This is a genomic window from Variovorax paradoxus (assembly GCF_022009635.1).
Classification (GTDB): domain Bacteria; phylum Pseudomonadota; class Gammaproteobacteria; order Burkholderiales; family Burkholderiaceae_C; genus Variovorax.
In genome coordinates this window covers 7,346,082-7,371,666 of sequence record NZ_CP091716.1, presented here as the reverse complement: position 1 = coordinate 7,371,666, position 25,585 = coordinate 7,346,082, and the positions used below count along the sequence as shown (strand labels likewise).

Sequence of the window (25,585 nt, the reverse complement as noted above, 5' to 3'; positions counted from 1 at the left end):
ATGCTGCGGGATTCCACCAAGGCCGCGCTTGCGCAGGCGCGGCGCATACTCGCGCAAAAGCCACTCGCCGGCCCCTCCGGGGCTCCAGGCGACAGCCAGGAGATATGCGTTGCAGCGAACGAATATTGCGGACCCGACCTATTTCCACAAAGTCGTCGATTGCCAGTACGCCTGCCCGGCGCACACTCCTGTCCCCGAATACATACGCATGATCGCTCAGCGTCGCTACGGCGACGCCTACATGATCAACTGGGCTTCCAACGTCTTCCCCGGCATCCTGGGGCGCACCTGCGATCGGCCCTGCGAGCCGGCCTGCCGGCGCGGGCGGGTCGAAGAAAGCAACGCCGAGGCGCCGGAGCCGGTGGCGATCTGCCGGCTCAAGCGCGTGGCGGCCGACATGAAGGACGACGTGCGCGCGCGCATGCCGACGGCCGGGCCGAAGAACGGCAAGCGCGTCGCCTGCATCGGCGCCGGGCCGGCCTCGCTCACCGTCGCGCGCGACCTGGCGCCGCTGGGCTACGAGGTGACGGTGTTCGACGGCGAGGCCAAGGCCGGCGGCTTCATCCGCACGCAGATTCCGCGCTTTCGCCTGCCCGAGAGCGTCATCGACGAAGAGACGGGCTATGTGCTCGACCTGGGCGTCGAGTTCCGCGGCGGCGAGCGCATCGCGTCGATGCAGGCGCTGATGGCGCAGGACTGGGACGCGATCTTCGTCGGCTGCGGCGCACCGCGCGGACGCGACCTCGACGTGCCCGGCCGGCAGGAAGCCGCGGCCGGCATCCACATCGGCATCGACTGGCTGAACTCCGTGTCCTTCGGCCACGTCAGCAGCATCGGCCGGCGCGTGATCGTGCTGGGCGGCGGCAATACGGCCATGGACTGCTGCCGTTCGGCGCGCCGTCTGGGCGGCACCGACGTGAAGGTCATCGTGCGCAGCGGCTTCGAGGAAATGAAGGCCTCGCCCTGGGAGAAGGAAGACGCCGCGCACGAGGGGATTCCGATCATCAATTTCCATGTGCCGAAGGCCTTCGTGCACGAAGACGGCAAGCTCGTGGGCATGCGCTTCGAGATCGTGCGCGCCGAGTACGACGACAAGGGCCGCCGCGAACTGGTGCCCACCGGCGAGCCGGAGGCGTATTTCGAGTGCGACGAAGTGCTGGTGGCGGTGGGCCAGGAAAACGCGTTCCCCTGGATCGAGCGCGACTGCGGCATCGACTTCGACAAGTGGGGCCTGCCGGTGCTGGACAAGAACACCTTCCAGTCCTCGGTGCCCAACGTGTTCTTCGGCGGCGATGCGGCCTTCGGCCCCAAGAACATCATCACGGCCGTCGCCCATGGCCACGAGGCGGCGGTGTCCATCGACAAGCTGCTGCGCGCTGAACCCGTGTACGAGCGGCCGGCGCCCATGACCAACCTGGTGTCGCAGAAGATGGGCATCCATGAGTGGAGCTACGACAACGACACCTCCAACGACCTGCGCTACAAGGTGCCGTGGGCCAAGGCCGAGGCGGCGCTGGCCAGCATCCGCGTGGAAGTGGAGCTGGGCTTCGACGCCGCCACCGCCTTCAAGGAGGCCGAACGCTGCCTGAACTGCGACGTGCAGACCGTGTTCACCGAGGCCGCCTGCATCGAATGCGACGCCTGCGTGGACATCTGCCCGATGGACTGCATCAACTTCATCGACAACGCGGAAGAAGACGAATTGCGGCCCCGGCTCAAGGCCCCGGCGCTCAACCTGGCGCAGGACCTGTATGTGTCCGGCGGGCTCAAGACAGGCCGCGTCATGGTCAAGGACGAAGACGTCTGCCTGCACTGCGGCCTGTGCGCCGAGCGCTGCCCCACGGGGGCCTGGGACATGCAGAAGTTCCTGCTGAAGATGACGCCGGCAGGGCAGGGGGTGGCCGCATGACGCAAAAGCAGATCGAGGCGGTCAACGACTTCGTCATCAAGTTCGCCAACGTCAACGGCTCGGGCTCGGCCTCGGCCAACGAGCTGTTCGCCAAGGCCATCCTGCGCATGGGCGTGCCGGTGAGCCCGCGCAACATCTTCCCGAGCAACATCCAGGGCCTGCCGACCTGGTACGAGGTGCGCGTGACCGAAGACGGGCATCTGGGGCGGCGCGGCGGCACCGACATGATGGTGGCGATGAACCCGCAGACCTGGGACGCCGACGTGGCCGAGCTGGAACCGGGCGGCTATCTTTTCTACGACAGCACCCGGCCGCTGCCGCCGTCGAAATTCCGCGACGACATCCGCGTGATCGGCATGCCGCTCACCGAGATCTGCAACGCCGTCTATCAGGACCCGCGCCAGCGCCAGCTGTTCAAGAACATCGTCTACGTGGGCGCGCTGGCCATCCTGCTGGGCATCGAGCCCGAGGTGGTCGAGAAGCTGTTCGGCGAGCAGTACAAGGGCAAGGAAAAGCTGCTGGCCTCCAATGTGCAGGCGCTGCACCTGGGTTGCGATTTCGCGCGGGAGAACCTGCGCGAGCCGGTGGGGCTGAAGGTGCGGCGCGCCGACCGGGTGGGCGGGCGCATCTTCGTGGACGGCAACAGCGCCGCGGCGCTGGGCTGCGTGTATGGCGGCGCCACGGTCGCGGCCTGGTATCCGATCACGCCGTCGTCCTCGGTGGCCGAGGCCTTCCAGAAATACTGCACCAAGTTCCGCGTGGACCCTTCCACCGGCCAGCACCGCTTTGCCATCGTGCAGGCGGAAGACGAACTGGCCTCCATCGGCATGGTGGTCGGCGCCGGCTGGAACGGCGCGCGGGCCTTCACCGCGACCTCGGGACCGGGCATTTCGCTGATGGCCGAGTTCATCGGGCTGGCCTACTTTGCCGAGATTCCGATCACGCTGATCAACGTGCAGCGCGGCGGGCCTTCCACCGGCATGCCCACGCGCACGCAGCAGGCCGACATCCTGGCCTGCGCCTATGCCTCGCACGGCGACACCAAGCACGTGCTGCTGTTCCCGGAAGACCCGCACGAGTGCTTCGAGCACGCGGCGGCGGCGCTGGATTTGGCCGACCGGCTGCAGACGCCGGTGTTCCTGATGACCGACCTGGACATCGGCATGAACCAGCGCCTGTGCGAGCCCTTTGCCTGGAACGACAGCCAGGCCTACGACCGCGGCAAGGTCATGAGCGCCGAAGAGCTGGAAGCGGGCCGCGACTTCGGCCGCTACAAGGACGTGGACGGCGACGGCATTCCCTGGCGCACGCTGCCGGGCACGCACCCGACCAAGGGCAGCTACTTCACCCGCGGCACCACGCGCGACGCCTACGCCCGGTACTCGGAGCGCGGGCCGGACTACATCTACAACATGGAGCGGCTGCTGAAGAAGTTCGCGACCGCCGCCACGCTGGTGCCGCAGCCGGTGCTGCGGCCCGCGGCCCGCAAGACCGCTCTGGGCGTGATCTATTTCGGCTCGACCAGCCCGTCCATGCACGAGGCGCTGGACGCGCTCGAGGCGCGCGATATCCACCTGGACGCCATGCGGCTGCGCGCCTTTCCCTTTCCGGAGAGCGTGGCGCGGTTCGTCGCGCAGCACGACAAGGTCTTCGTGGTCGAGCAGAACCGCGATGCGCAGATGCGCAGCCTGCTGGTCAACGAGCTGGACGCCGATCCGGCGCGGCTGGTCCGGGTGCTGCATTTCGACGGCACGCCCATCACCGCGCGCTTCATCGTGCAGGCCATCGCCACGCATGTTCATCCGACGAAGGAAGCGGCATGACCTACCTCGCCAAGCCCAGGCTGCGCCACCCGACGCTGGCCGCCAACAAGGTCGGCTACACGCGGCGCGACTACGAGGGCAAGATCTCCACGCTGTGCGCCGGCTGCGGTCACGACTCGATCTCGGCAGCCATCATCGAGGCCTGCTGGGAACTGGATATCGAGCCGCACCGCGTGGCCAAGCTCTCGGGCATCGGCTGCAGCTCCAAGACGCCGGACTACTTCCTGGGCGCCTCGCACGGCTTCAACACCGTGCACGGCCGCATGCCCAGCGTGCTGACCGGCGCCAACCTGGCCAACCGCGACTTGCTGTATCTGGGCGTTTCCGGGGACGGGGACTCGGCTTCCATCGGCCTGGGCCAGTTCGCGCACGCCATGCGGCGCGGCGTGCGCATGGCCTACATCGTGGAGAACAACGGCGTCTACGGCCTGACCAAGGGCCAGTTCTCGGCCACGGCCGACCAGGGCTCCAAGAGCAAGAAAGGCGTCGTCAACACCGACAGCCCGGTCGACCTGGTGGCCATGGCGCTGCAGCTGGGCGCCAGCTACGTGGGGCGCGGCTTCTCTGGCAACAAGGCGCAACTGGTGCCGCTCATCAAGGGCGCGATCAGCCACGGCGGTTCGGCCTTCATCGACGTGATCAGCCCCTGCGTTGCCTTCAACAACCATCCGGGCAGCACCAAGAGCTACGACTACGTGCGCGAGCACAACGAGGCCGTGAGCCGCATCGACTTCATCAGCGAACGGGAAGAGATCAGCATCGGCATGGCGCCGGGCGAGGTGCTGGACGTGCGCCAGCACGACGGCACGCTGCTGCGCCTGCGCAGCCTGCACCCCGAATACACGCCCGGCGACCGCTACGCGGCCATGGCCTACATGCAGCGGCACCATGAAATGGGCGAGGTGGTCACCGGCCTGCTCTATGTCGATCCGCTGGCCACCGACCTGCACACCGCGCTCAACACCAGCGACCGGCCGCTCAACGCGCTGGGGCCGGCCGAGCTGTGCCCGGGCGCCTCGGCGCTGCAGCGGCTCAACGCCTCCTTGCGCTGATCGGCGGCCGGGGGCACCATTGACGCTCTTTCTGGAGGGCGCAACATGGTCGAGCGCACCGTTTTCCAATCGATCTCGCGCACGCACCTGGTCAGCCTGACGCCGCAGGCCAGCGTTCGCGATGCCGCGTGCGTCATGACGCGCGCCAACTGCGGCAGCGTGCTCGTGATGGAGCTGCCCGACAGCCTGCTGGGCATCCTGACCGAGCGCGACCTCATGACCCGTGTGCTGGCGCGGGGGCTCGACCCCGATCGCACGCCGGTGCGCGAAGTCATGACGCCCAACCCGATCTGCGTGCCGCCCGAAACACCGGTGTCCGACGCCGTGGTGCTCATGATCGAGCGGGGATTTCGCCATCTGCCGCTGGCCACGGAAAAGAAGATCCTCGGCGTGTTCTCGATGCGCGATGCGCTGCCGCGCGAGATCGGCGCGGCCGTGAGCCTCACCGAGTTCCGCGAACAACTGAACGACGCGCTGGGCTGACAAGGAAACCAATGCCTCTTTCCTCCGAAAAACCGCAGGTGCTGGTGCTCATGGGCGTCTCCGGCTGCGGCAAGACGACCGTGGCCGCCATCCTCGCGGGTCGTCTCTCATGGCCCTTCGAGGAGGGCGATGCGCTGCATCCGCCCTCGAACATCGCCAAGATGGAGGCAGGCCATCCGCTCACCGACGAAGACCGCGCGCCCTGGCTGCGCAAGGTTGCCGACTGGGTGGACGAGCGCATCGACGCCGGCGAGAACGGGCTCATCACCTGTTCGGCCCTGAAGCGCTCGTACCGCGAGGTGATCAACCGGCGCGGCGCGGGCGTGGTGTTCGTCTACTTGCACGGCTCGCGCGAGACCATCGCCGCGCGCCTGATGGCACGCCACGGCCACTTCATGCCGCCCAGCCTGCTCGACAGCCAGTTCGCCGACCTGGAGGAGCCCTCGGCGGACGAGCCCTCGATTCGCGTCGACATCGGCCCGGCGCCCTCCGCGCTGGCCCAGACCATCATCGACAGCCTGGGCCTGAAATAAATGAACGCTTCCACCGCGCTGAACGCGCACGACATCCAGGTGCTGGCCGTCGCGGCCGTCGGCATCGCGCTGCTGGTCGTGCTGATCGTGTGGCTGAAGCTGCATGCCTTCCTGGCCCTGACCATCGGCGCGCTCTTCGTCGGCGTGGGCTCGGGCATTCCGCTGGACAAGGTGACGGCGTCCTACGAGAACGGCGTGGGCGGCGTGCTGGGCTATGTCGGCGTGCTCATCGCGCTGGGGGCGATGCTCGGCAAGCTGCTGGCGGATTCCGGCGGCGCCGACAGGCTGGTCGAGACGCTGCTGCGAGGCCGCCCCGCCACGCTGCCCTGGAAGATGGCGCTGGTCGCCAGCATCATCGGCATCCCGATGTTCTTCGAGATCGGGCTCGTGCTGCTGATCCCCGTGGTCATGCTCGCGGTGCACCGCTCCAAGGGCCCCGCCATGAAGCTGGGGATTCCGGCGCTGGCCGGGCTGTCGGTGCTGCACGGGTTCATTCCGCCGCACCCGGGGCCGCTTGCTGCCATCGCCATCCTGCATGCGAACGTGGGCGTGACCCTGGCGCTCGGGTTGCTGATCGCCATTCCGACGGTGGCCGTGGCCGGACCGCTCTTCGGCCTGCTGGCCGCCAGGCTGGTACCGATCGGCGCGGCCGGCGCGGGGCTTGCCGTCACCGCCTCGGGGTCGTCCACCGGCGCTGGCGACCAGAAGCCGACCGGCAGCCCGACCTTCGCCTGGACCCTGATCACGCTGCTGTCTCCCCTGGTGCTGATGCTGCTGAAGGCGGCGGCCGACATCTGGATGGACAAGACCGCCGCGCTGCGGCCCGTGCTCGACTTCGTCGGCGACCCGGTCTTCGCGCTGCTGGTGGCGGTGCTGCTGGCCATGGTGACCTTCGGCACCGCCGTGGGCTTCACCGTGCCCGTGCTGGCGAAAAAGATCGCCGACAGCCTGCTGCCGGTGGTCGGCGTGATGCTCATCGTGGGCGCGGGGGGCGGTTTCAAGCAGGCGCTCGTCGACGGCGGCACCGGCAACGCCATCGCCAAGATCGCGCTCGCGGCGGGCCTGTCGACGCTGGTGCTGGGCTGGATCGTGGCGGTGCTGATCCGGTTGGCGACCGGCTCCGCAACGGTGGCGACCGTCACTGCGGCCGGCATCATCGCGCCCCTGGCCGGCGGCCTGTCGACCAACCACCTGTCGCTCGTGGTACTGGCCATCGGCGCGGGCTCGCTGTTCTTCTCCCACGTGAACGATGCGGGCTTCTGGCTGGTGAAGGAATATTTCGGGCTGACGGTGGGGCAGACCATCAAGACCTGGTCCGTGATGGAGACGGTCATCTCCGTGATGGGGCTGCTGCTGACGCTCGCGCTGTCGGCCGTGTTCTGAAGGGCGGGCCGCCACCGGCTTGCATCGGCCCGGCCAATCCCGTACGCTGACCCGGCGTCCGTGCGCTGAACCCGAGCCCTTGCGGGCCGCCGGGCCGGCCTTCCGGATGCGAAGGAGTCCAGCCATGCCAAGCCGATCGAACGGCCTCGCGGCCGAAATGGAAGCGGTGCGAACACTGGCGCTCGTCGGCGCCGCCGCCGCCGGCAAGACCTCCCTGGCCGAGGCCCTGTTGTTCAAGGCGGGTGCCGTCAAGGTGTGCGGCAGCGTGGAGCGCGGCAGCACCGTCAGCGACCACGACCCGCTGGAGCGGCGCATGCAGCACTCGCTCAACGCATCGGTGATGCATCTCACGCATGCCGGCACGCGCATCCACCTCATCGACACGCCTGGCGGCCCCGACTTCCTCGGCCAGAGCCTGCCGACGCTGGAAGCGGTCGAAACGGTGGCGGTGGTCATCAATGCCGCCGCCGGCATCGAGCCGATGGCGGTGCGCATGATGGAGTACGCGGCATCGCGCCATCTCGCCCGCATGATCATCGTCAACAAGATCGACTCGCAGGGCGTCTCGTTGGCGGGCCTGCTGGCCGACATCCAGATCACCTTCGGCCGCGAATGCCTGCCGCTGAACCTGCCCGACGGGGTCGGCAGGCAGGTGGTGGACTGCTTCTTCAACCGTTTCGGACAGTCCGACTTCGGCCCCGTCGAGACGGCGCACCGCGCGCTGGTGGAGCAGGTGGTCGAGGTCGACGCGGCCTTCGTCGACCGCTACCTCGAAGAGGGCGACGTGAACCCGGGCGAGCTGCATGCGCCGCTCGAACAGGCGCTGCGTGAGGGCCACCTGATCCCGGTGTGCTTCGTCTCTTCGCGCAGCGGCGCCGGCGTGGCCGAACTGCTGGACGTGATCGTCAAGCTCCTGCCCGACCCGACCGAGGCCAACCCGCCGGAGTTCATCGTCGGCGAGGGCGCGGAGGCCAAGCCGATGCAGGCCCGGCCCGACCCGTCGCTGCATGTGCTGGCGCATGTGTTCAAGGTGACGATCGACCCTTATGTGGGCAAGATGGGCATCTTCCGCGTGCACCAGGGCACGCTCTCGCGCGACAGCCAGCTCTACATCGGCGACGGCCGCAAGCCCTTCAAGGTGGGGCACCTGTTCATGCTCCAGGGCAAGGACCATGTCGAGGTGTCGCACGCGGTGCCGGGCGACATCGTGGCGGTGGCCAAGGTCGACGAGATCCACTTCGATGCCGTGCTGCACGATGCGGCCGAAGACAGCCATGTCCACCTTGCGCCGCTGGCGTTTCCGGTGCCGGTGCACGGCCTGGCCGTGGAGCCCAAGCGCCACGGCGACGAGCAGCGCGCCTGGGAGATCCTTGGCAAGCTCGCGGCCGAGGACCCGTGCCTGCGCATCGAGCATGTGATGGCGACCAACGAGACGGTGCTCTACGGCCTGAGCGAACTGCATCTGCGCATCGTGCTCGACCGCTTGCGCGAGGTGTACCGCTTCGAAGTGCTGACGCGGCCACCGCGCATCGCCTACCGCGAGACGGTGACCGCGCCGGCCGAGGGCCACCACCGCCACAAGAAGCAGACCGGCGGCGCCGGCCAGTTCGGTGAGGTCTTCCTGCGCATCGAGCCGCTGGCGCGTGGCGGCGGCTTCGAGTTTGCCGACGAGGTACGGGGCGGCACGATTCCGGGCCAGTTCATTCCAGCGGTCGAGAAGGGCGTGCGCGAAGTGTTGGTGTGCGGCGCGATCGCCGGCTATCCGGTAGTCGATGTGCGCGTGGTGGTGTACGACGGCAAGCACCACAGCGTGGACAGCAAGGACATCGCCTTCGCGACCGCCGGCCGCAAGGCTTTCATGGCGGCCATTCGCGAGGCACGCCCGGTGGTGCTCGAGCCGATCGTGCAGGTCGAGATCGTCGCGCCCGAACAGTCGGTCGGTGATGTCACCAGCGATCTTTCAACCCGCCGGGGCCTTGTCACCGGCACGTCGGCCGTGGGTGCGGGCACCGTGGTCGTTCGCGGCCAGGTGCCGATGGCCGAACTGGCGAGCTACCAGTCGCGGCTCAATGCGATGACCAGCGGGCAGGGGCGCTACACGATGGCCCTGTCGCACTACGAGGCCGTGCCTGCGGCGACGCAGCAGACGCTGACGGGGCAGTACCGGGTGCATGAGGACGATTGAAGCGCCCAACCGAGGCTCACCGGGGAAGCGATTCAGCCATCAGCCTGTCGTACGTCTCGGCGCTGAGGAGGCCGAGTTCGACGGCCGCATCGCGCGGTGAGATGCCGCGCTCCATGGCCGTGCGCGTGATGCGCGCCACCTTGTCGTAGCCCAGCACCGGATTCAGCGCGGTCACTGCCAGCAGCGCATTGCCCAGGTTCGACGCCAGGCGCTCGCGGTCGACTTCCAGCCCGGCCACCAGTTTGCCTGCGAAGACGCGCGCGCTGTCCGCCATCACGCGAATGGACTGGAGCACGTTGTGGATCAGCACCGGCTTGGCCACGTTGAGTTCGAAGTTGCCCGATGCGCCGGCCATGGTCACCGTCACGTGGTTGCCGATGACCTGCATGGCCGCCTGGGCCAGCACTTCCGCGATGGTCGGGTTGCGCTTGCCGGGCATGATCGACGAGGTCAGGCCGTCGTCCGGCACCACCAGTTCGCCGATGCCGCAGCGCGGGCCCGACCCCATCCAGCGGATGTCGTTGGCGATCTTCATCAGCGAGGTGGCGACCACGTTCAGCGCCCCCGACAGCTCCACCAGCGCGTCGTGGCCCGACATGCCCTCGAACTTGCACGGATGCGGCTTGAACTGAAGATTGGTCAGGCCGACGAGTTCCTCGCAGAACAGCACGTCGAAATTCTTCGGCGCATTGAGCCCGGTGCCGGCCGCCGTGCCGCCCTGCGCGACCACCAGCAGACGCGGCAAGGCGTCCTGCAGCCGCGCCATGCCGTTGCCCACCTGCCATGCGAAGGCATCGAAGGCTTGGCCCATGGTCATCGGCACGGCGTCCATCAGGTGCGTGCGCGCCACTTTGACGGCGCCGGCGAAGGCGAGGGCGCGTTCCTCCAGGGCGCTTTTCAACACGGCAAGCGATGGCAGCAGGCGCCCGGTCAGCTCCATGGCGGCAGCGATGTGCATCACCGTCGGGAAGCTGTCGTTGGACGACTGCGAGGCGTTCACGTGGTCGTTGGGATGCACCGGCGACTTGGTGCCCAGCGGCTGCCCGAGCAGTTCGTTGGCGCGGTTCGCGATGACCTCGTTGGCATTCATGTTCGTCTGCGTACCCGAGCCGGTCTGCCAGACGGTGAGCGGAAAATGCGCGTCGAAGAGGCCACGCGACAGCTCTTCGGCCGCGACGACGATCTGCGCGGCCAACGCGGCGTCGAGCGCGCCGCAGCGTTCGTTGGCCCGGGCCGCCGCGATCTTCTGCAGGCCGAAGGCATGCAGCAGACAGGCAGGAAAGCGCTCGGTGCCGACCTCGAATACGCTCGCGGCGCGTTGCGTCTGCGCGCCCCAGTATTTACCGGCCGGGATTTCCACCGGGCCGAAGGCGTCGTGCTCGATGCGCATGGCGGTCATCGTGTCAGTCCAGCGAGATGTTGGTCTTGGCGGCCACGGTCTTCCATCGCGCCACCTCGACCTCGGTGTGCCTGCCGAGCGCGGCGCCCGTGTATTGCTCCGTCGGCAGCATCTGTATGGCTTGCTCGGCGAGCTTGTCGGTGAAGGCCTTGTCGCCCATGACCTTCATGTAGGCCTGCTGCACCTTGTCGAGCACCGATTGCGGCGTGCCCCTGGGCGCGTAGATGCCGTACCACGTCGAGGCCTCGAAGCCCGGCAGCACCGTTTCGGCGAGCGTCGGCACGTCTTTGAGCTGCGGCAGCCGCACCTTCGAGGTCACGGCCAGCGCACGCACTTTCGCTTCCTTGATCTGCGGCAGCGCGGTGTTGGTCTGGTCGAAGATGCCGTCGACCTGGCCGCCGATCACGTCGATCAGCGCCGGCCCCGCGCCCTTGTACGGCACCTGCGAGATCCTGATGCCGGCCGAAGCCGCGAACAGTGCCGCGATGAGGTGCGAGCTGGAGCCGACGCCGGCGTTGCTGATGAAGAGCTTGTCGGGGTTGGCCTTGCCGAAGTCGACCAGCGCCTTGATGTCCTTGGCCGGGTGTTCCTTGCGCACCATCAGCACCAGCGGCGTATCGGGAAAGCGGAACACGGGCGCGAAGTCTTTCACCGGGTCGTAGGCGAGCTTCTTGTAGAGGGCGGGCGCCGCGCCCATGTAGCCCATGTGCCCGACCAGCATCGTGTAGCCGTCGGGTACCGCACGCGATGCCTTGGCCGCCCCCACCGTGCCGCCGGCGCCGGGTGCGTTGTCGATGACGATCGGCTGGCCCAGCTCCCGCGCGACCCGCTCGGCCATCGCACGCGCCAGTGCATCGGTGGGCCCGCCGGCCGCGAACGGCACGATCCATGTCACCGGCTTGGCGGGCCAGGCCTGCGCGACGGCGCCATAGGCGGCCGTGGCGAGCGCCGTGCCCAAAAGGGCGCGGGCGGCGAGTTTCCTGATATCGATCATCTTGCTTGTCTCCTCGGTTGGTTTTCTTGTTCAGACCGGGTGGGGCCTGGACGTGGGGATGCCGCCCGGGTGCGGGTTGGCATCGCGCGCGTCTTCGTTCAGCAGGTTGCCGTCGGCAAGGGCCGCGTCGGCCGCGGCGGCATCGGGATGGCGCTCGGGGTACAGGTGCCGCTCGGCGGTCTTCGCGTCGAAGGTGCCGGACCACTTGGCGACCACCACCGTCGCCACGCTGTTGCCGATGGTGTTGCAGGTGGCGATGGCCATCGACAGGAAGCGGTACACGCCGAAGATCACGGCCAGCCCCTCGACGGGCAGCATGCCGGTGGAGGTGACGGTCGCCGCGAACACCACGAACGAGCCGCCAGAGACGGTTGCGGCGCCCTTCGAGGTCAGCAGCATCAGCAGCAGGATGCCGATCTGGTGGTCGAGCGTGAGCGGAACGCCGTAGGCATGCGAGATGAACATCACGCCCATGGCCATGAACAGCGAGGTGCCGTCCAGGTTGAAGGCATAGCCGGTGGGCAGCACCAGGCCCACCGTCTGCTTGGCGCAGCCGAGGCGTTCCAGCTTGATCAGCAGGCGGGGCAGGGCGCTTTCCGAAGACGCGGTGCCCAGCACGATCAGGATCTCGTCCTTGATGAAGCGAAGAAAGCGCCACAGGCTGAAGCCGGCCAGCCTGGCGATCAGCCCCATCACCACCGCGATGAAGAGGAACACCACGGCATAGAAGCTCAGCACCAACTGCGCGAGCGCCACCAGCACGGCAGTGCCGTTGCTGCCCACCGAATAGGCCACCGCGCCGAAAGTGCCGATGGGCGCGAGCTTCATCACCAGGTTGATGAACGAGAACAGCACTTCGGAGATGTTGTCCAGGCCCTCGTTGATGCGCGCGCGGCGTGCATCCGGAATGGCCAGGATGCCGATGCCCACCATCACCGCCAGCACCACCACCTGCAGCAGTTCGCCCTTGGCGAAGGCGCCGACGAAGTTGTCCGGCACGATGTGCGCCATGAACTCCAGGAAGCCCTGCGGCGGCGCCGCCTTGGCCGCGGCCGGTGCCGCCGCGCCGCCCGCCACGGTGGCCATGCCTTTGCCGATGCCCAGCAGGTTGCCCGCGAAGAGGCCCACCACCAGCGCGATCGTCGAGACCACCTCGAAATAGAGAATGGCGCGCCAGCCGACCCGCCCGGCGCTCTTCACGTCGCCCGCCGAGGCAATGCCGTGCACGATGGTGAGAAACACGAGCGGCGCGACGCCGGCCTTGATGAGCGACAGGAACATGTCGCCCAGCAGCTTGAGCTGCGAGGCGAACTTCGGAAACACGAAGCCGACGGCGATGCCCAGTACCAGCGACAGCAGCACCTGCATGCCGAGCTTGCGATACCAGGGCAGCGGCTTGGGCGCTTGCATGGTGGTCATGAAGTTTCTCCGCGCCGAGGTTCAGTGCGCCACTTCGGCGGACAGCGCGAGCGCGCGGTCCACCATCTGCGGTGCGAGGCCCAGGTAGTTGGCCGGGTCGGTCAGGCGGTCGATGGTGGCGCGGTCGAAGTGCTTCGTGACTTCGGGCAGCGCGGCGAGCGCCTCGGCCAGCGTGCCGCCCTTTTCATTGACGGTGCGGCAGGCGTCGTAGACCACGTCGTGCGCCTGCTGGCGGCCGATGTGAGGCGCCATGCCCATCATCACGGCCTCGGCCACGATCAGGCCTCGGCTGATGCCCAGGTTGTGCTTCATGCGCGCCTCGTCGACGATCAGTCCGCCCAGCGCGAACTTGGCCTGGTGCAACGCGCCCGAGGTGAGGATGAAGCTCTCGGGAATCGCGATCCACTCGGCATGCCACGGGCCCGTGGCGCGCTCGAAGTCCTGCACCATGGCGTCGACCATCAGCCCCGCGTGCTGGCGCACCGCCTTGGAGGCGGCCAGCATCAGCTCGCTGGAGATCGGGTTGCGCTTCTGCGGCATCGTGCTCGAGGCGCCGCGGCCCTTCACGAAGGGCTCGTACACCTCGGCGAACTCCGTCGAGGCCATGATCATGATGTCCAGCGCGATCTTGCCCAGCGAGCCCGTGACCAGCGCCAGCAGGTTCACTGCCTCCGCGAAGCCGTCGCGCGCCACGTGCCAGGTGGTGGCGGGCACGCCCAGCTTCAGTTCCTCGGCCATGGCCTTCTGCACTTCGAAGCCCTTGTCGCCCAGCGAGGCCAGCGTGCCCGCGGCGCCCGCGAACTCGACCACCGCCACGCGCGGGCGCAGCTCGGCAATGCGCTGCTGGTGCCGGTCGAACATGGCCAGCCAGATCGCGACCTTGTAGCCGAAGGTCACGGGCAGCGCCTGCTGCAGGTGGGTGCGGCCGGCCATCGGCGTATCGCGGTGCTTCTTCGCAAGTTCGGCCAGGATGCCGCGCAGCTCGCGGATGTCCCCGTCGATGCTGTCGAGCGCGTCGCGCACCTGCAGTGCCACCGCGGTGTCCATGATGTCCTGCGTGGTCGCGCCCCAGTGCACGTAGCGGCCCGCTTCGCCGCACATGGCGACCAGCTGGTGCACCAGCGGCAGGATCGGGTAGCCGACGATGTCCGTCTCTTCGCGCATGTGGTCGAAGTCGATGCGCTCGATCTTCGATTCGCGCTCGATCACCTCGGCCGCCTCGGCCGGGATCACGCCGACGCGCGCCTCGGCCTTGGCCAGCGCGACTTCGGCGTCGATGTAGCGCTGGACCAGCGCGCCGTCGGAAAACAGCTGCCGCATCTTCTGCGTGCCGAAGGCGTCGCGGAACAGGATGGAGTCGACGACGGTGCTGGCCATCGGGATCGAGGTGCGGGTGGTGTTCATTGGAGTCGTTGAATATGGAACTGACGAACGTTAATATGTTCGGACATATTGAACTTTAATATGTCCGAACATATTCGGCGAATTGGGGTTTACCCTTGGCACCATGAATGCGATCCTTGAGGGCAACATGTCTTCGCCAACCAAGCCTCACCACAGCGACATTTCGCGCCACCTGACCGACGCCATCACGAGCGGTCACTTCGCCCTCGGGTCGCTGCTTCCCACGGAGCTCGAGCTCTGCAATCACTACAAGACCAGCCGGCACACCGTGCGCGCCGCGCTGGCCGAACTCCAGCGCCTGGGCCTGGTGTCGCGCCGCAAGAACGTGGGCACGCGCGTCGAGGCCGCCAAGCCGCGCGACACCTTTCGCCCGACGCTCGCGTCGGTGGACGACCTGGTGCACTTCGGCACCGAGCACTTGCGGCAGGTGCAATCGATCGAGGAGGTGGCCGTTGCCGGCGCGGTGGCCGAGGACCTGGGGTGCGCGCCCGGCGCGCGCTGGCTGCGAATCTCCAGCCTGCGGCTCGACGGCGGCAGCGAGAGCGGCCCCATCGGGTGGACCGATGTGTACGTCGACCCGGCCTATTCGGAAATCGGCGAGATCGTGCGCGAGTCGCCCGAGACCTTGATCAGTTCACTCATCGGCACCCGCTATGACCGCCAGATCGCCGAGATCCACCAGGACGTGCGCGCCTGCACCGTGAAGGACGCCGCAATGGCGAAGGCCCTGCTCGTGGAGCAGGGCGCTGCCGCACTGAAGATCGTGCGGCAGTACCTGGATGCCGATGGGCAGGCCTTCGAGGTGTCCATTTCGGTTCATCCGGCGGACAGGTTCTCGGTCTCGATGCGGTTGACGAGGTCGGCGCCGTAGCGGGTGGTGCGGCCGTCGATCGACCGACCCGCGAGTGAGTCGGTTGTTCTTTATCGCCGCTCGTTGCGAAGGAAAAAGTCGGATAGAAGCGCGAGCAGCGAATTCATTTGATCTGGGCTGTCGGAGCAATCCGCAACTATTCGAACTTCGCCCCATTTGCTGACGGCCTAAGCCGCAGAAGCGGGGAGCTCCATGTGCGACGGTAACGTCAGTTCGCGACTTCTGAAGAAAATCCAGCAGCCTTCGGCCTCGACGTAGTCGGGAGACAGCATATCGGCCTCGCTGGTGTCGAGCATGGCCTTCGCTTGCACGGCAGCGAGCGCTCGTGCGTCCGATAGATTGATTTCTCTCGGAGGCGGTGCAGCAGTCGAAGTCTGTCTGCTCATTGACGGTCTACTGCTTTGCCTGGCGTTCCTGTCTGAACCCACTGCTCGCGCCAGGCAGGAGCCTCGAAAGGATCTGCAAAGTACTGGGTCTCGCGCGCGACCTTTCCATCCCGGAATTCCATGATGCTCACCGTGAAGGCGCTCTTGCCCTCATAGTCGATCGCATATTCGGTCACCCAGAGATTTCCCTCTCCTACGATTCGCCGGACAACAAACCCTGAAGGCTTGCCTGGGTGATGGCTTCGTAGTGCTTGCAGGTTCTGCCGCCCATGGATGACCTCACCTGACTGCGGGTAGGTGCATACGGCGTCGTCGTGATAGATCTCGTGCTCGGTGACCCGATCGCCCGCAGCGGACGCGGCCCAATGTCGATCGATAGCCGCTCGAACAATCTGCTCTTCCATCATCGCTCTCCATTCGGGGTGACCTAGTTCTCACCAGACACGCCACCAAGGTTTGCTCCGGGCCTCTTCCTCCACGGGTGTTTCCTGAAACAACATCTGGCCATCTGCGCCGTAGAGTTCTGAGTCGTCTCCCTGCACCTTGGCCGAAACGGCTTGAGCCAACCGCCACATCTTGCGCCGAATTTCTTGATCGGGGTTCTTTGCGACGATGTTGCCTTGGTGGTGCCAGATCCAGGCCGCGTTTCCGTCGACGTCGTGCTTGGAATACTCGATCCATACGGCCATGCTCTCGTCATTCACGCGAAGCACATCTCCGTTGGCTGTTCTGGCTTCGGCGTATCCGTCGAGCCGCATTTCCTTGTCGGTATGAACGAGGTCGATCCACTCCTGCTGGGAGATCTCAGGACCGTCTTCGGCGAACCAGTCTTCGCGGCGAGTGATGTATACGTTGTAGCCCATGGCAATTCGGGAGTGATAAGTGTTGACCAGTCGAATGCGTTGACCCTGAGATCAGATCGCCTCAAGAACCCACGACGCGAAGACAGAAAGATCGGCCACTTGCGGGATCCCGGAGTGTGGGCTTGGAGCCTGCGCCCCGGCCGGGTTGAACCAGACACCCTGGATGCCGAATCGCCTCGGGTAGAAGGCGTCCTGCTCGAAGGAGTCGCCGATCATGGCGATCTGCTGCGGCTGCAGGCCGAGTCCGGAGCCAACTGCGTGCCAGAACTCGGGTTGGCTCTTTCGATAGCCCAGATCCGTGAAGCAAAAGATCTCGGAAAAATAAGTGGCAAAGCCTACCCGCTGGAGCGCGAGCTCGATCATCGGTCGGCGCGATACCGAGGCGTTGGTCGCAATTGCAAGTGGCACCCGATTCGCCAGCCTGGCAAGGCACTCGGCGGCGCCGGAGATGGCATGGACGGTCGGCCACAAGCCCATGGAGATGTCGGGAGGCCCCTCTTCGGACATCAGGGTGCCGCCCCAATCGAAACACACGGCGCGAATGTCGGACAAGGGGTTCATGCGGCGTGCCGGCTCGCAGCGCTACAGCGCATGCTCACGCAAGAACCGATCGAGCTGGTGGCTGTTCGACAAGCCCAGCTTCGCAAACACGTGCGCGCGGTGCGTTTCTACCGTGCGCTGTTCCAGTGGCGCGAGTTCCAGCGCGATCTGCTTGTTGGGCTTTCCTTCGGCGACGAGGCGGGCCACCTGCATCTCGCGCGGCGTGAGCTTGTCCCACAGCGCCTGTGCCGCCTGCCGGGCCTGCCGTCGCACGGCGTTCTCGCCGGCCTGGCGCAGCGCGCGGGCGATGCTGTCGAGCAACTGTTCGTCGTTGCAGGGTTTCTCCAGCCAGCCGAAGGCGCCGTTCTGCACGGCCTCGACCGCCATGGGGATGTCGCCGTGGCCGGACAGGAAGATCACCACCAGGGGGCTGTCCTGCGCGCGCAGCGCATCGAACACCTGCAGGCCGCTCATGCCGTCCATGCGCAGGTCGAGAATGGCGCAGCCCGCGCGCTGCAGGTCGGCGCCTTCCAGGAAGGCCTCGCCCGAAGCGAAGGTCTGCACCGCATAGCCGCGCGACAGCAGCAGCAGACCCAGCGAGCGGCGCACGGCCTCGTCGTCGTCCACGATGCACAGGTTGTTGGCGAGAGCGTTCATGGCGGTGAGATTTCCAGCGCAAGGGTGAAGACTGTGCCACCACCGGGCCGGTCGGCAAAGGAGAGGCGACCCCGGTGGGCTTCGACGATGGTGCGGCAGATGTTGAGCCCCAGGCCCAGGCCGCCGGCCTTGGTGGTGAAGAAGGGCGCGAACACCTGTTCGGCCAGGCTGGCGTCGATGCCCGCGCCGCGGTCGGCAATACGGATGCGCATGCGCCCGTCGAGCGCTTCGGCGTCGATTTCGACCACGCGCTTTTCCTGCGGCGTGGACTGCATGGCCTGCAGGCTGTTGGAGAGCAGGTTGAGCAGCACCTGCTCGAGCAGCACGCGGTCGCCGCGCACCGGCGGCAGGTTGGCGGGCACGCGCACCTCGGCGCGCACCTGGCGCTGCCGCATCTCGCCCTGCAGCAGGGCGAGCACGTTGGTCACCAGCGCCGGCACCGCGCAGTCTTCGGTGCCGACGGTGCGCTGGCGCACGAAGCCGCGTATGCGACGCACGATCTCGGCGCTGCGCTGGGCCTGCGCCATGGTCTCGTCGAGGCTGCTTACCAGCAGCGCCTGGTTGCCTTGTTCGGCAAAGGCCTTGGCCGCGCTCGCGAAGTTGCTCAGGGCCATCAGCGGCTGGTTGAGTTCGTGAGCCAGGGTGGACGCCATTTCGCCGAGGCTCGCGAGGCGTTGGGCATGTTGCAGCTGTTCGTCGTTCTGGCGCTGGCGCAACTCGGCGCGCTTCTGCTCGGTGATATCCACCACCGAACTCATCCAGCCGCTGTGCCGTCCGTCGGCGTCGATCAGCCGCGCGGTGTAAACCATGGTGATCACCTCGCGTCCATCGCGATGCCGAAGGCGCGACTCGAAGCCCGAGCGGGCGGGCTGGCCGCTCATCATGGCGTCGTAGTGGTGCCAGTGCTGGGTCACGTCGTCGGGGTGCCAGTAAGGGTAGGGCGGCAGCCGGCCGAGCAGTTCGTCGGCGCCGTACCCCGTCATGTCGCAGAAGGCCGGGTTGACGTAGGTGATGCGGCCTTCGAGGTCGCGTGCGCGCATGCCGACCAGCAGCGAGTCTTCCATCGCCTTGCGGAAGGCGTGGGCTTCGTCCAGTGCGTGGGTGCGTTCGCGAACGCGCAGCTCCAGGTCGCGGCGCGCGTCGCGCTGTTCGGCGAAGCGGCGTTCGCGCAGTTGCCAGTACAGGCCTCCGAGCAGCAGCACGCCCGCGACCAGCAGGCCCAGCATCCAGGTGCGTTCGCGCGCGCGGCTGACTTCGGCATGGTCGGCCATCACCGTCAGCGTCCAGCCCAGGTCGGGCAGCGGTTCGTCGACCGCGAGAAAGCGGCGCGGCTTGCCGCCGATGCTGGTGCGCACCAGGTAGCCGGGCTGGCCGTCGTCGCGCTCCAGTTGCCACGGCAGCGGCGGGAAATCGGTGCGTGCGCCGTACTGCTGGTCGCGCCGAATGCCTTCCACGTCGGTGGGCGACAAGGCGCGCGTGGCCTGGTACATCCACGACGGCACCGAACTCAGGAACACGATGCCGCGTGCGTCGGTCAGCAGGATCGGGTCGCGCACGAAGGTCCAGGCCTCCTGCAACTGGCGCAGGCTGACCTTGACCGTCACCACGCCCAGCACCGCGCCGCCGTCCGGCCGCACCGGCGCCGAGATGAACAGGCCCGGCTCGCCGGTCGTCTGGCCCAGGCCGTAGAACAGGCCGCTGCGGCCCGCACGCGCATCTCTGAAGTAGGGCCGGTTGGCGTAGGACTCGCCGACGAAGCTCTGCGGCGTGTCCCAGTTGCTCGCGGCCAGCGTGAGGCCCTGCAGGTCGCTCAGGTAGAGCGCGTCGGAGCCCGCCTGGCGGTTCACTTCCTCGATGTAGAGGTTGGCGCGCTGCTTCACGGCGGCGTCTTCCGGGTGGGCGAGCGCGGCCAGCACTTCCGGATGCAGTCCGGTGGTGAAGGGCAGGTAGCTGTATTTGCCGGCGGAGTCGCGCAGGCCGAGCACATGCACTTCCATGGCGCGGCGGATCGAGTCGGCCTGGAAGTTCGCCTCGCGCACGGCGGCCCACTGGCCCGCAAGGCCGATCAGCAGCAGCGCGAACGCGCAGGCCGCCGTCCACGCGGCCACGGTGCGATAGCGCAGGCGCGGGCGAAATGGGGGAACAGGCGGTTCGAGCGAAGTGGGTGGCATGAAAGGGGGCGGGGCCGAGCGGCGCGGCGAGCAGAATTTTGCCCTGATCGCTGCAGAAGGCCGGCGTCGCTAAACTCGGGCCGTACCCAGCACCGCCGCCTTGAAGGCAGCCGACCCTCCGGATGCCAGACCTCGCCACCCTTGCCGCTTTCGACTTCGACGGCACCATCACCACTTGCGACAGCCTGCAGGAATTCGTGCGAGGCGTGGCCGGCCGCGGGCGATTCGCCGCCGGCGTGGTGCGCTCCGCCCCGTGGCTGCTCGGCGCATGGACCGGGGCCTGCGACCGCGGTGTGGCCAAGGCGCATTTCCTCGCGTCCACACTCGGCGGCATGGGGCGTCATGAACTGGAAGACGCCGCGCGGCATTTCGCGTCCAGCGAGCTGCCGGCGCTGGTTCGCCCGGAGATGCTCGAAAGAGTCCAGGCGCACAAGCGGCTGGGGCACCGGCTGGTGCTGATCAGCGCATCGCCGTCGCTCTATCTGCGGCCCTGGGCGGCGCAGGCCGGCTTCGACGCCGTGCTGGCGACCGAACTCGAATTTGCCGGTGACCGCTTTTCCGGCCGGCTGGCTTCGGCCAACTGCTGGGGCCCCGAGAAGACACGGCGCCTGCGGGAGTGGCTGGCCGGCGAGCAGCCCGCCATGCTCTATGCCTATGGCGACAGCCGGGGCGATCGCGAGCTGCTCGCGCTGGCCGACCGGCCGTGGCTGCGGGGCGACGGCGAATTGCCCGTGCTCCCCGCCGTTCCCACAGCAGCCACGGCCCTGCCGTCATGAAGCGGCGGCGCTGAGTTCCCTCTCGCGTTGCGGCGCAGCCTCCAGCTGTTTCGCCAGCGCCTGCCAGCGCACCCGCGCGGCCACCACGCTCTCTTCCTTCACATACCCGAAGCCGCGGATCTGCTCCGGCAGCCGCGCCAGCGACAGCGCGGTGTCGAAGTCGATGCGGTCGAAGCGTGCCAGCAGGTCCTCGACCATCGCGCGGTAGTCCTCGATCAACTGCCGCTCCATGCGCCGCTCGGCGGTGCGGCCGAACACGTCGAAGGCCGTGCCGCGCAGGCCGCGCAGCTTCGCGAGCACGCGGAACGCGCCCATCATCCAAGGGCCGAAGCTGGTTTTCACCGCGCGGCCTTCGGCATCGCGGCGGCCGAGGACCGGCGGGGCGAGGTTGAAGCGCAGCACGGGCTTGCCTTCGAACTGCTCGGCGAGCTTTTCCATGAAGCGCGGGTCGGTGTAGAGCCTTGCGACCTCGTACTCGTCTTTGTAGGCCATGAGCTTGAACAGGCCCGATGCCACGGCCTTCGCCAGCACGGTGCCGCCGCGCTCGCGCTGTTCGAGCACGCGCACGCGCTCGACCAGTTCCGCATAGCGCTGCGCATAGGCGGCGTTCTGGTACGACGCCAGGAAGGCGGTGCGGTCTTTCACCAGCGCCTCGAAGCTCTGCGGCCGCTGCAGCGCCACGACCTTCCGCGGCGAGGCCTCGCGCGTCACTGCCGCGAGGTCGAGCGCCGCCTTGCGGCCCCAGCGGAAGGCGGCCTGGTTCGCCTTCACGGCCACGCCGTTGATCTCGATGGCCTTGTCGAGCGCCTCGGCCGACAGCGGCACGAAGCCCTTCTGGAACGCGAGGCCCAGCAGGAACAGGTTGGCCGCGATGGCGTCACCCATGAGCCGCGTCGCCAGCTGCGTCGCGTCGATGAAGTCGGCGCGTCCTTCCACTGATTCCTCGATCAGCGCGCGCACCTGCGCCGCCGGAAATTCCCAGTCGGGCTGCTGCGCGAAATGCCCGGTCGGCTGCTCGAAGGTGTTGACCAGCGCATAGGTGCGTCCCGGGCGCATGCGCGCGATCGCGTCGGGGGCGCCGGCGGTCAGCATGTCGCAGCCCAGGATCAGGTCGGCCTCGCCGGTGGGAATGCGCTGCGCCTTCAGTTGGGCCGCATCGCGCGCGATGCGCACGTGCGAAGTTACCGAGCCGTTCTTCTGCGACATGCCCGTCATGTCGAGCACGCTCACCCCCTTGCCTTCGAGGTGCGCCGCCATGCCGATCAGCGCGCCGATGGTGATGACGCCCGTGCCGCCGATGCCGGTGATCAGGATGTTGTGCATGCCGTCGAGCGCGAGCTGCTTCGGCTCTGGCAGCGGCGCCTCGTCGGCCGCGGCCTTCGCGGCCACGGGCGCCTGCTTGCGCGGCTTCACGCCTTCCACGGTCACGAAGCTCGGGCAGAACCCCTTGATGCAGGACTCGTCGGCATTGCAGGCGCTCTGGTCCACGCTGCGCTTGAGGCCCAACTCGGTTTGCTTCGGCAGCAGCGCGGTGCAGTTCGACTGCTCGCCGCAGTCGCCGCAGCCTTCGCACACCGCGTCGTTGATGAACACGCGGCGCGCGGCCGGCGGGAACTCGCCCTTCTTGCGCCGGCGGCGCTTCTCGGCCGCGCAGACTTGGTCGTAGATGAGCACCGAGACGCCCTTGAATTCGCGCAACTCGCGCTGCACGGTATCCATCTGGTCGCGGTGGTGCACGGTGAGCACGAAGCCGTCGCGCTCGGGCGGCAGCACGCTGCGGTCGGCCCAGCGCGTCGGGTCTTCGGCCACCAGCGCCAGGCGCTTGACGCCCTCGGCCGCCATCTGGTGCGCGATGCGCGGCACGGTGATGGGGCCGTCGACCGGCTGGCCGCCCGTCATGGCCACCGCGTCGTTGTAGAGGATCTTGTAGGTGATGTTCACGCCCGCGGCCACGGCCGCGCGGATGGCCAGCGAGCCCGAGTGGTAGTAGGTGCCGTCGCCCAGGTTCGCGAACACATGCCTGCGCTTGGAAAACCAGGCCTGGCCCAGCCAGGGCGCGCCTTCACCGCCCATGTGCGTGGTGGTCTTGTTGTGCTCCGGATAGATGGCGGTGGCCATCACATGGCAGCCGATGCCCGCAAGCGCCAGGCTGCCTTCGGGCACCTTGGTCGATGTGTTGTGCGGGCAGCCCGAGCAGTACCAGGCCGGTCGCGAAGGCGTGGCCACGGCCTTGCCGAGCACCACGTCCTTCGCGTCGAGGATCGCGAGCCGCATGCGGATGCGGTCGCTGGTGTGGAAGCGCGCCACGCGCGCCGCGACGACGCGCGCGATCTGCGCCACCGAGAAGTCGGCCGTGGCCGGCAGCAGCCATTTGCCGCGTGGGTGTGCGCCCCATTCGCCCTGCTCGTCGAACTTGCCGATCACGCGCGGGCGCACGTCTTCGCGCCAGTTGTAGAGATGCTCCTTGAGCTGGTATTCGACGATCTGGCGCTTTTCTTCCACCACCAGGATCTCCTCGAGCCCGTCGGCGAACTCGCGGATCGAATCGGGCTCCAGCGGCCAGGGCATCGACACCTTGAAGAGGCGAATGCCGATGCGCGCGGCTTCGTCGGCATCGATGCCCAGTTCTTCCAGCGCCTCCAGCACGTCGCGGTACGACTTGCCCGAGGCCACGATGCCCAGGCGCGCCTTCGGCGAATCGATGGTCACGCGGTTCAGCCGGTTCTCGCGTGCATAGGCAATGGCGGCGTAGATCTTGTAGTCCTGCATCAGCGCTTCCTGCTTGCGCGCCTGTACGCCGAGCGTGTCGGTCGACAGGCGCGCATGCACGCCGCCGGGCGGGAACACGAAGTCCGAAGGCAGCCGCGTGTGCACGTCGAGCGCGCCGGCCGGAATGGAGCCGGAAGATTCCACCGTGTCCGCCAGCGCCTTGAATCCCACCGGCAGTCCGGCAAAGCGCGACATGGCAAAGCCGTGCAGGCCCAGCTCGATGTATTCCTCCACGCTCTGCGGATAAAGCATCGGGATCATCGAGGCCGCGAACAGGTGGTCGCTCTGGTTGGGCAGCGTGGACGAAGACGCGCCGTGGTCATCGCCCGCCACCAGCAGGATGCCGCCATTGGGCGAGGTGCCGGCATGGCTCATGTGCTTGAACACGTCGCCGCAGCGGTCCACCCCGGGCGCCTTGCCGTACCACATGGCGAACACGCCGTCGACCGCGGCTTCGCCGGTCAGGTGCACCTGCTGCGTGCCCCAGACGGCGGTGGCGGCCAGTTCCTCGTTCACGCCGGGCAGGAACTTCACGGCGTTGGCTTCGAGCTGGGGCTGCGCCTTCCACAGCGCCTCGTCCAGGCCACCTAGCGGGGAGCCGCGGTAGCCCGAGACGAAGCCCGCGGTGTTCAGCCCCGCCTTCTGGTCGCGCCATTTCTGCACGAGCATGAGGCGCACCAGTGCCTGGATGCCGCTGAGGTAGATCCGGCCTTCGGTGGCCGTGTATTTGTCGTCCAGCGCAACGCTGGCCAGTTCGTGGGATGCCATGACAGAAAGGACTCCGGGTAGGACTCGTGGAATGCGGACATGGCCCCGGTAGGGTGCCGGCCCGCGAAACGCCTCGCCGGGGTAGGCGGCGAGGCAGCAACGATTCTTCCGCCAAGCGCGCGGAAAGTGCTTCTTCGTTTTGGCGAGCGGGCGCGCTTTACGGAAGATTTGTCTTTTTCCGCTGCATTCGGCCGAAAGGGTTTCGGTGGACTGTCGGTGCCGCGCCGGCCCGACAATGGCGGCCCCGCAGAACGACGAGAACCCGATGAGACCCGACCTCGATTCGCTGGCGCTTTTCCTGCGCGCCATTGAGCACGGCAGCCTGTCGAAGGCTGCCGCCGAGAGCCACATGGTGCTGTCGGCCGCGAGCCGCCGCCTGGCCATCCTCGAGGGGCACCTGGGCGTGGCGCTGCTGAACCGCACATCGAAGGGCGTGACGCCCACCGGCGCCGGCGAGTCGCTGGCCATGCATGCGCGGCAGATCCTGCGCGACGTCGACCGCATGCGCGCCGACCTGTCGGACTACGCGCAGGGCGCCACCGGCCGCGTGCGGCTGCATGCCAACGCCTCGGCCATGGGCCAGTTCCTGCCCGACGACGTGGCCAGCTTTCGCGTGCGCTACCCCGAGATCCGCGTGAGCGTGGAGGAGCACCGCAGCGTCTACATCGTGCAGGCCATCCGCGACCGTCAGGCCGATGTGGGCGTCATCACCAGCGAAGCGGTCGACCCCGCGCTCAACTTCATTCCCTACCGCACCGACCGGCTGGTGGCCATCGTGCGGCAGAAGCATCCATGGCGCGGGCGCGAGGTGTCTTTCGAGGAGCTGCTCGACTTCGATTTCGTGGGGCTGGAAGACGACTCGGCCATCTCCCGCACGATGGAGGACGCCGCGATGAGCGCGCGCAAGGTGCTTCGCCTGCGTGTGCGCGTGAAAAGCTTCGAGGCTGTGTGCCGGATGATCGAGGCGGGCATGGGCGTGGGCATCCTGCCCGAAGGTGCCGCGGTGACCTATCGCAAGGAGATGAAGCTGCGCTTCATCAACCTCACCGATGCATGGGCTTCGCGCCGCATGTATCTGTGTACGCGGCAGGAGGCGTTGAGCTTCCCGCAGCGGCGGCTGGTGGATCACTTGCTGGCACGCGGGATGCCGTAGCCGGTTCTGCAGAGACGGGGTGGCGTTCTTCTCCGATCGGGGGTACG

At 67.6% G+C, this 25,585-nt stretch carries 21 protein-coding genes; 10 read left to right on the top strand and 11 right to left on the bottom strand.

The features are described from left to right. Window positions 1-109: 109 nt before the first annotated feature. The 7 genes from L3V85_RS34660 (at window position 110) to fusA (ending at window position 9,368) form a co-directional block, all read left to right on the top strand. Window positions 110-1,909, top strand: a complete 1,800-nt coding sequence (locus L3V85_RS34660; RefSeq protein WP_237677071.1) for an FAD-dependent oxidoreductase — start codon at window positions 110-112, stop codon at window positions 1,907-1,909. Then, on the top strand, window positions 1,906-3,732 hold the full coding sequence (locus L3V85_RS34655; protein WP_237677070.1) for a 2-oxoacid:acceptor oxidoreductase subunit alpha: 1,827 nt from the start codon (window positions 1,906-1,908) through the stop codon (window positions 3,730-3,732). The genes L3V85_RS34660 and L3V85_RS34655 overlap by 4 nt, the downstream gene beginning before the upstream one ends. Continuing rightward, entirely contained in the window at window positions 3,729-4,784 is a 1,056-nt protein-coding gene (locus L3V85_RS34650; protein ID WP_237677069.1) for a 2-oxoacid:ferredoxin oxidoreductase subunit beta, read from the top strand. The genes L3V85_RS34655 and L3V85_RS34650 overlap by 4 nt, the downstream gene beginning before the upstream one ends. 45 nt (window positions 4,785-4,829) lie before the next feature. Continuing rightward, entirely contained in the window at window positions 4,830-5,267 is a 438-nt protein-coding gene (locus L3V85_RS34645) for a CBS domain-containing protein (protein WP_237677068.1), read from the top strand. Between the two features lie 11 nt (window positions 5,268-5,278). Beyond that, window positions 5,279-5,800 carry a gluconokinase gene (locus tag L3V85_RS34640; RefSeq protein WP_237677067.1) on the top strand — a complete coding sequence of 174 codons (522 nt, stop codon included), beginning with the start codon at window positions 5,279-5,281 and terminating at the stop codon, window positions 5,798-5,800. Then, entirely contained in the window at window positions 5,801-7,183 is a 1,383-nt protein-coding gene (locus L3V85_RS34635) for a gluconate:H+ symporter (RefSeq protein ID WP_237677066.1), read from the top strand. 124 nt (window positions 7,184-7,307) lie between these two features. After that, window positions 7,308-9,368 (top strand): elongation factor G, encoded by a 2,061-nt coding sequence (fusA, locus tag L3V85_RS34630; RefSeq protein WP_237677065.1) that lies wholly within the window; start codon window positions 7,308-7,310, stop codon window positions 9,366-9,368. Window positions 9,369-9,384: 16 nt separating this feature from the next. Here fusA and L3V85_RS34625 read toward each other — a convergent pair whose 3' ends face one another. Genes L3V85_RS34625 through L3V85_RS34610 form a run of 4 tightly spaced genes read right to left on the bottom strand, consistent with a single transcriptional unit; the run spans window position 9,385 to window position 14,584 of the window. Beyond that, window positions 9,385-10,767 (bottom strand): class II fumarate hydratase, encoded by a 1,383-nt coding sequence (locus tag L3V85_RS34625; RefSeq protein WP_237677064.1) that lies wholly within the window; start codon window positions 10,765-10,767, stop codon window positions 9,385-9,387. A gap of 4 nt (window positions 10,768-10,771) precedes the next feature. Beyond that, a complete protein-coding gene (locus tag L3V85_RS34620) occupies window positions 10,772-11,761 on the bottom strand; it encodes a tripartite tricarboxylate transporter substrate binding protein BugD (RefSeq protein WP_237677063.1) in 990 nt (329 codons plus the stop codon). A 30-nt stretch (window positions 11,762-11,791) separates the two neighbouring features. Further along, window positions 11,792-13,180: a cation:dicarboxylate symporter family transporter gene (locus tag L3V85_RS34615; RefSeq protein ID WP_237677062.1), complete on the bottom strand. Its 1,389-nt coding sequence runs from the start codon at window positions 13,178-13,180 to the stop codon at window positions 11,792-11,794. Window positions 13,181-13,201: 21 nt separating this feature from the next. Further along, entirely contained in the window at window positions 13,202-14,584 is a 1,383-nt protein-coding gene (locus L3V85_RS34610; RefSeq protein WP_237677061.1) for a class-II fumarase/aspartase family protein, read from the bottom strand. A gap of 127 nt (window positions 14,585-14,711) precedes the next feature. Here L3V85_RS34610 and L3V85_RS34605 point away from each other — a divergent pair, with 127 nt between their 5' ends. After that, the gene (locus L3V85_RS34605) at window positions 14,712-15,455 is read left to right on the top strand and encodes a GntR family transcriptional regulator (RefSeq protein WP_237677060.1); all 744 of its coding nucleotides are present in this window, start codon (window positions 14,712-14,714) and stop codon (window positions 15,453-15,455) included. A 167-nt stretch (window positions 15,456-15,622) separates the two neighbouring features. Here the strand turns inward: L3V85_RS34605 and L3V85_RS37390 are convergent, their stop codons facing one another. The 6 genes from L3V85_RS37390 to L3V85_RS34580 form a co-directional block, all read right to left on the bottom strand. Next, entirely contained in the window at window positions 15,623-15,751 is a 129-nt protein-coding gene (locus L3V85_RS37390) for a hypothetical protein (RefSeq protein ID WP_272934512.1), read from the bottom strand. 86 nt (window positions 15,752-15,837) lie between these two features. Further along, a complete protein-coding gene (locus L3V85_RS34600; RefSeq protein WP_237677059.1) occupies window positions 15,838-16,245 on the bottom strand; it encodes a nuclear transport factor 2 family protein in 408 nt (135 codons plus the stop codon). A gap of 30 nt (window positions 16,246-16,275) precedes the next feature. After that, a complete protein-coding gene (locus tag L3V85_RS34595) occupies window positions 16,276-16,704 on the bottom strand; it encodes a hypothetical protein (RefSeq protein ID WP_237677058.1) in 429 nt (142 codons plus the stop codon). A 51-nt stretch (window positions 16,705-16,755) separates the two neighbouring features. After that, on the bottom strand, window positions 16,756-17,265 hold the full coding sequence (locus L3V85_RS34590) for an HAD family hydrolase (RefSeq protein WP_237677057.1): 510 nt from the start codon (window positions 17,263-17,265) through the stop codon (window positions 16,756-16,758). Between the two features lie 21 nt (window positions 17,266-17,286). Then, window positions 17,287-17,901, bottom strand: coding sequence for a response regulator transcription factor (locus L3V85_RS34585; RefSeq protein ID WP_237677056.1), 615 nt, complete (start codon window positions 17,899-17,901; stop codon window positions 17,287-17,289). Then, the gene (locus L3V85_RS34580; protein ID WP_237677055.1) at window positions 17,898-20,072 is read right to left on the bottom strand and encodes a sensor histidine kinase; all 2,175 of its coding nucleotides are present in this window, start codon (window positions 20,070-20,072) and stop codon (window positions 17,898-17,900) included. Before L3V85_RS34580 ends, L3V85_RS34585 begins: the two co-directional genes overlap by 4 nt. A gap of 122 nt (window positions 20,073-20,194) precedes the next feature. Here L3V85_RS34580 and L3V85_RS34575 point away from each other — a divergent pair, with 122 nt between their 5' ends. Then, a complete protein-coding gene (locus L3V85_RS34575; protein ID WP_237677054.1) occupies window positions 20,195-20,848 on the top strand; it encodes an HAD family hydrolase in 654 nt (217 codons plus the stop codon). Here the strand turns inward: L3V85_RS34575 and L3V85_RS34570 are convergent. Beyond that, entirely contained in the window at window positions 20,843-24,385 is a 3,543-nt protein-coding gene (locus L3V85_RS34570; RefSeq protein ID WP_237677053.1) for an indolepyruvate ferredoxin oxidoreductase family protein, read from the bottom strand. The two genes, L3V85_RS34575 and L3V85_RS34570, sit on opposite strands and share 6 nt — an antisense overlap. Before the next feature lie 265 nt (window positions 24,386-24,650). Here L3V85_RS34570 and L3V85_RS34565 point away from each other — a divergent pair, with 265 nt between their 5' ends. Further along, window positions 24,651-25,538: a LysR family transcriptional regulator gene (locus L3V85_RS34565; protein WP_237677052.1), complete on the top strand. Its 888-nt coding sequence runs from the start codon at window positions 24,651-24,653 to the stop codon at window positions 25,536-25,538. The last annotated feature ends 47 nt before the right edge of the window (window positions 25,539-25,585 follow it).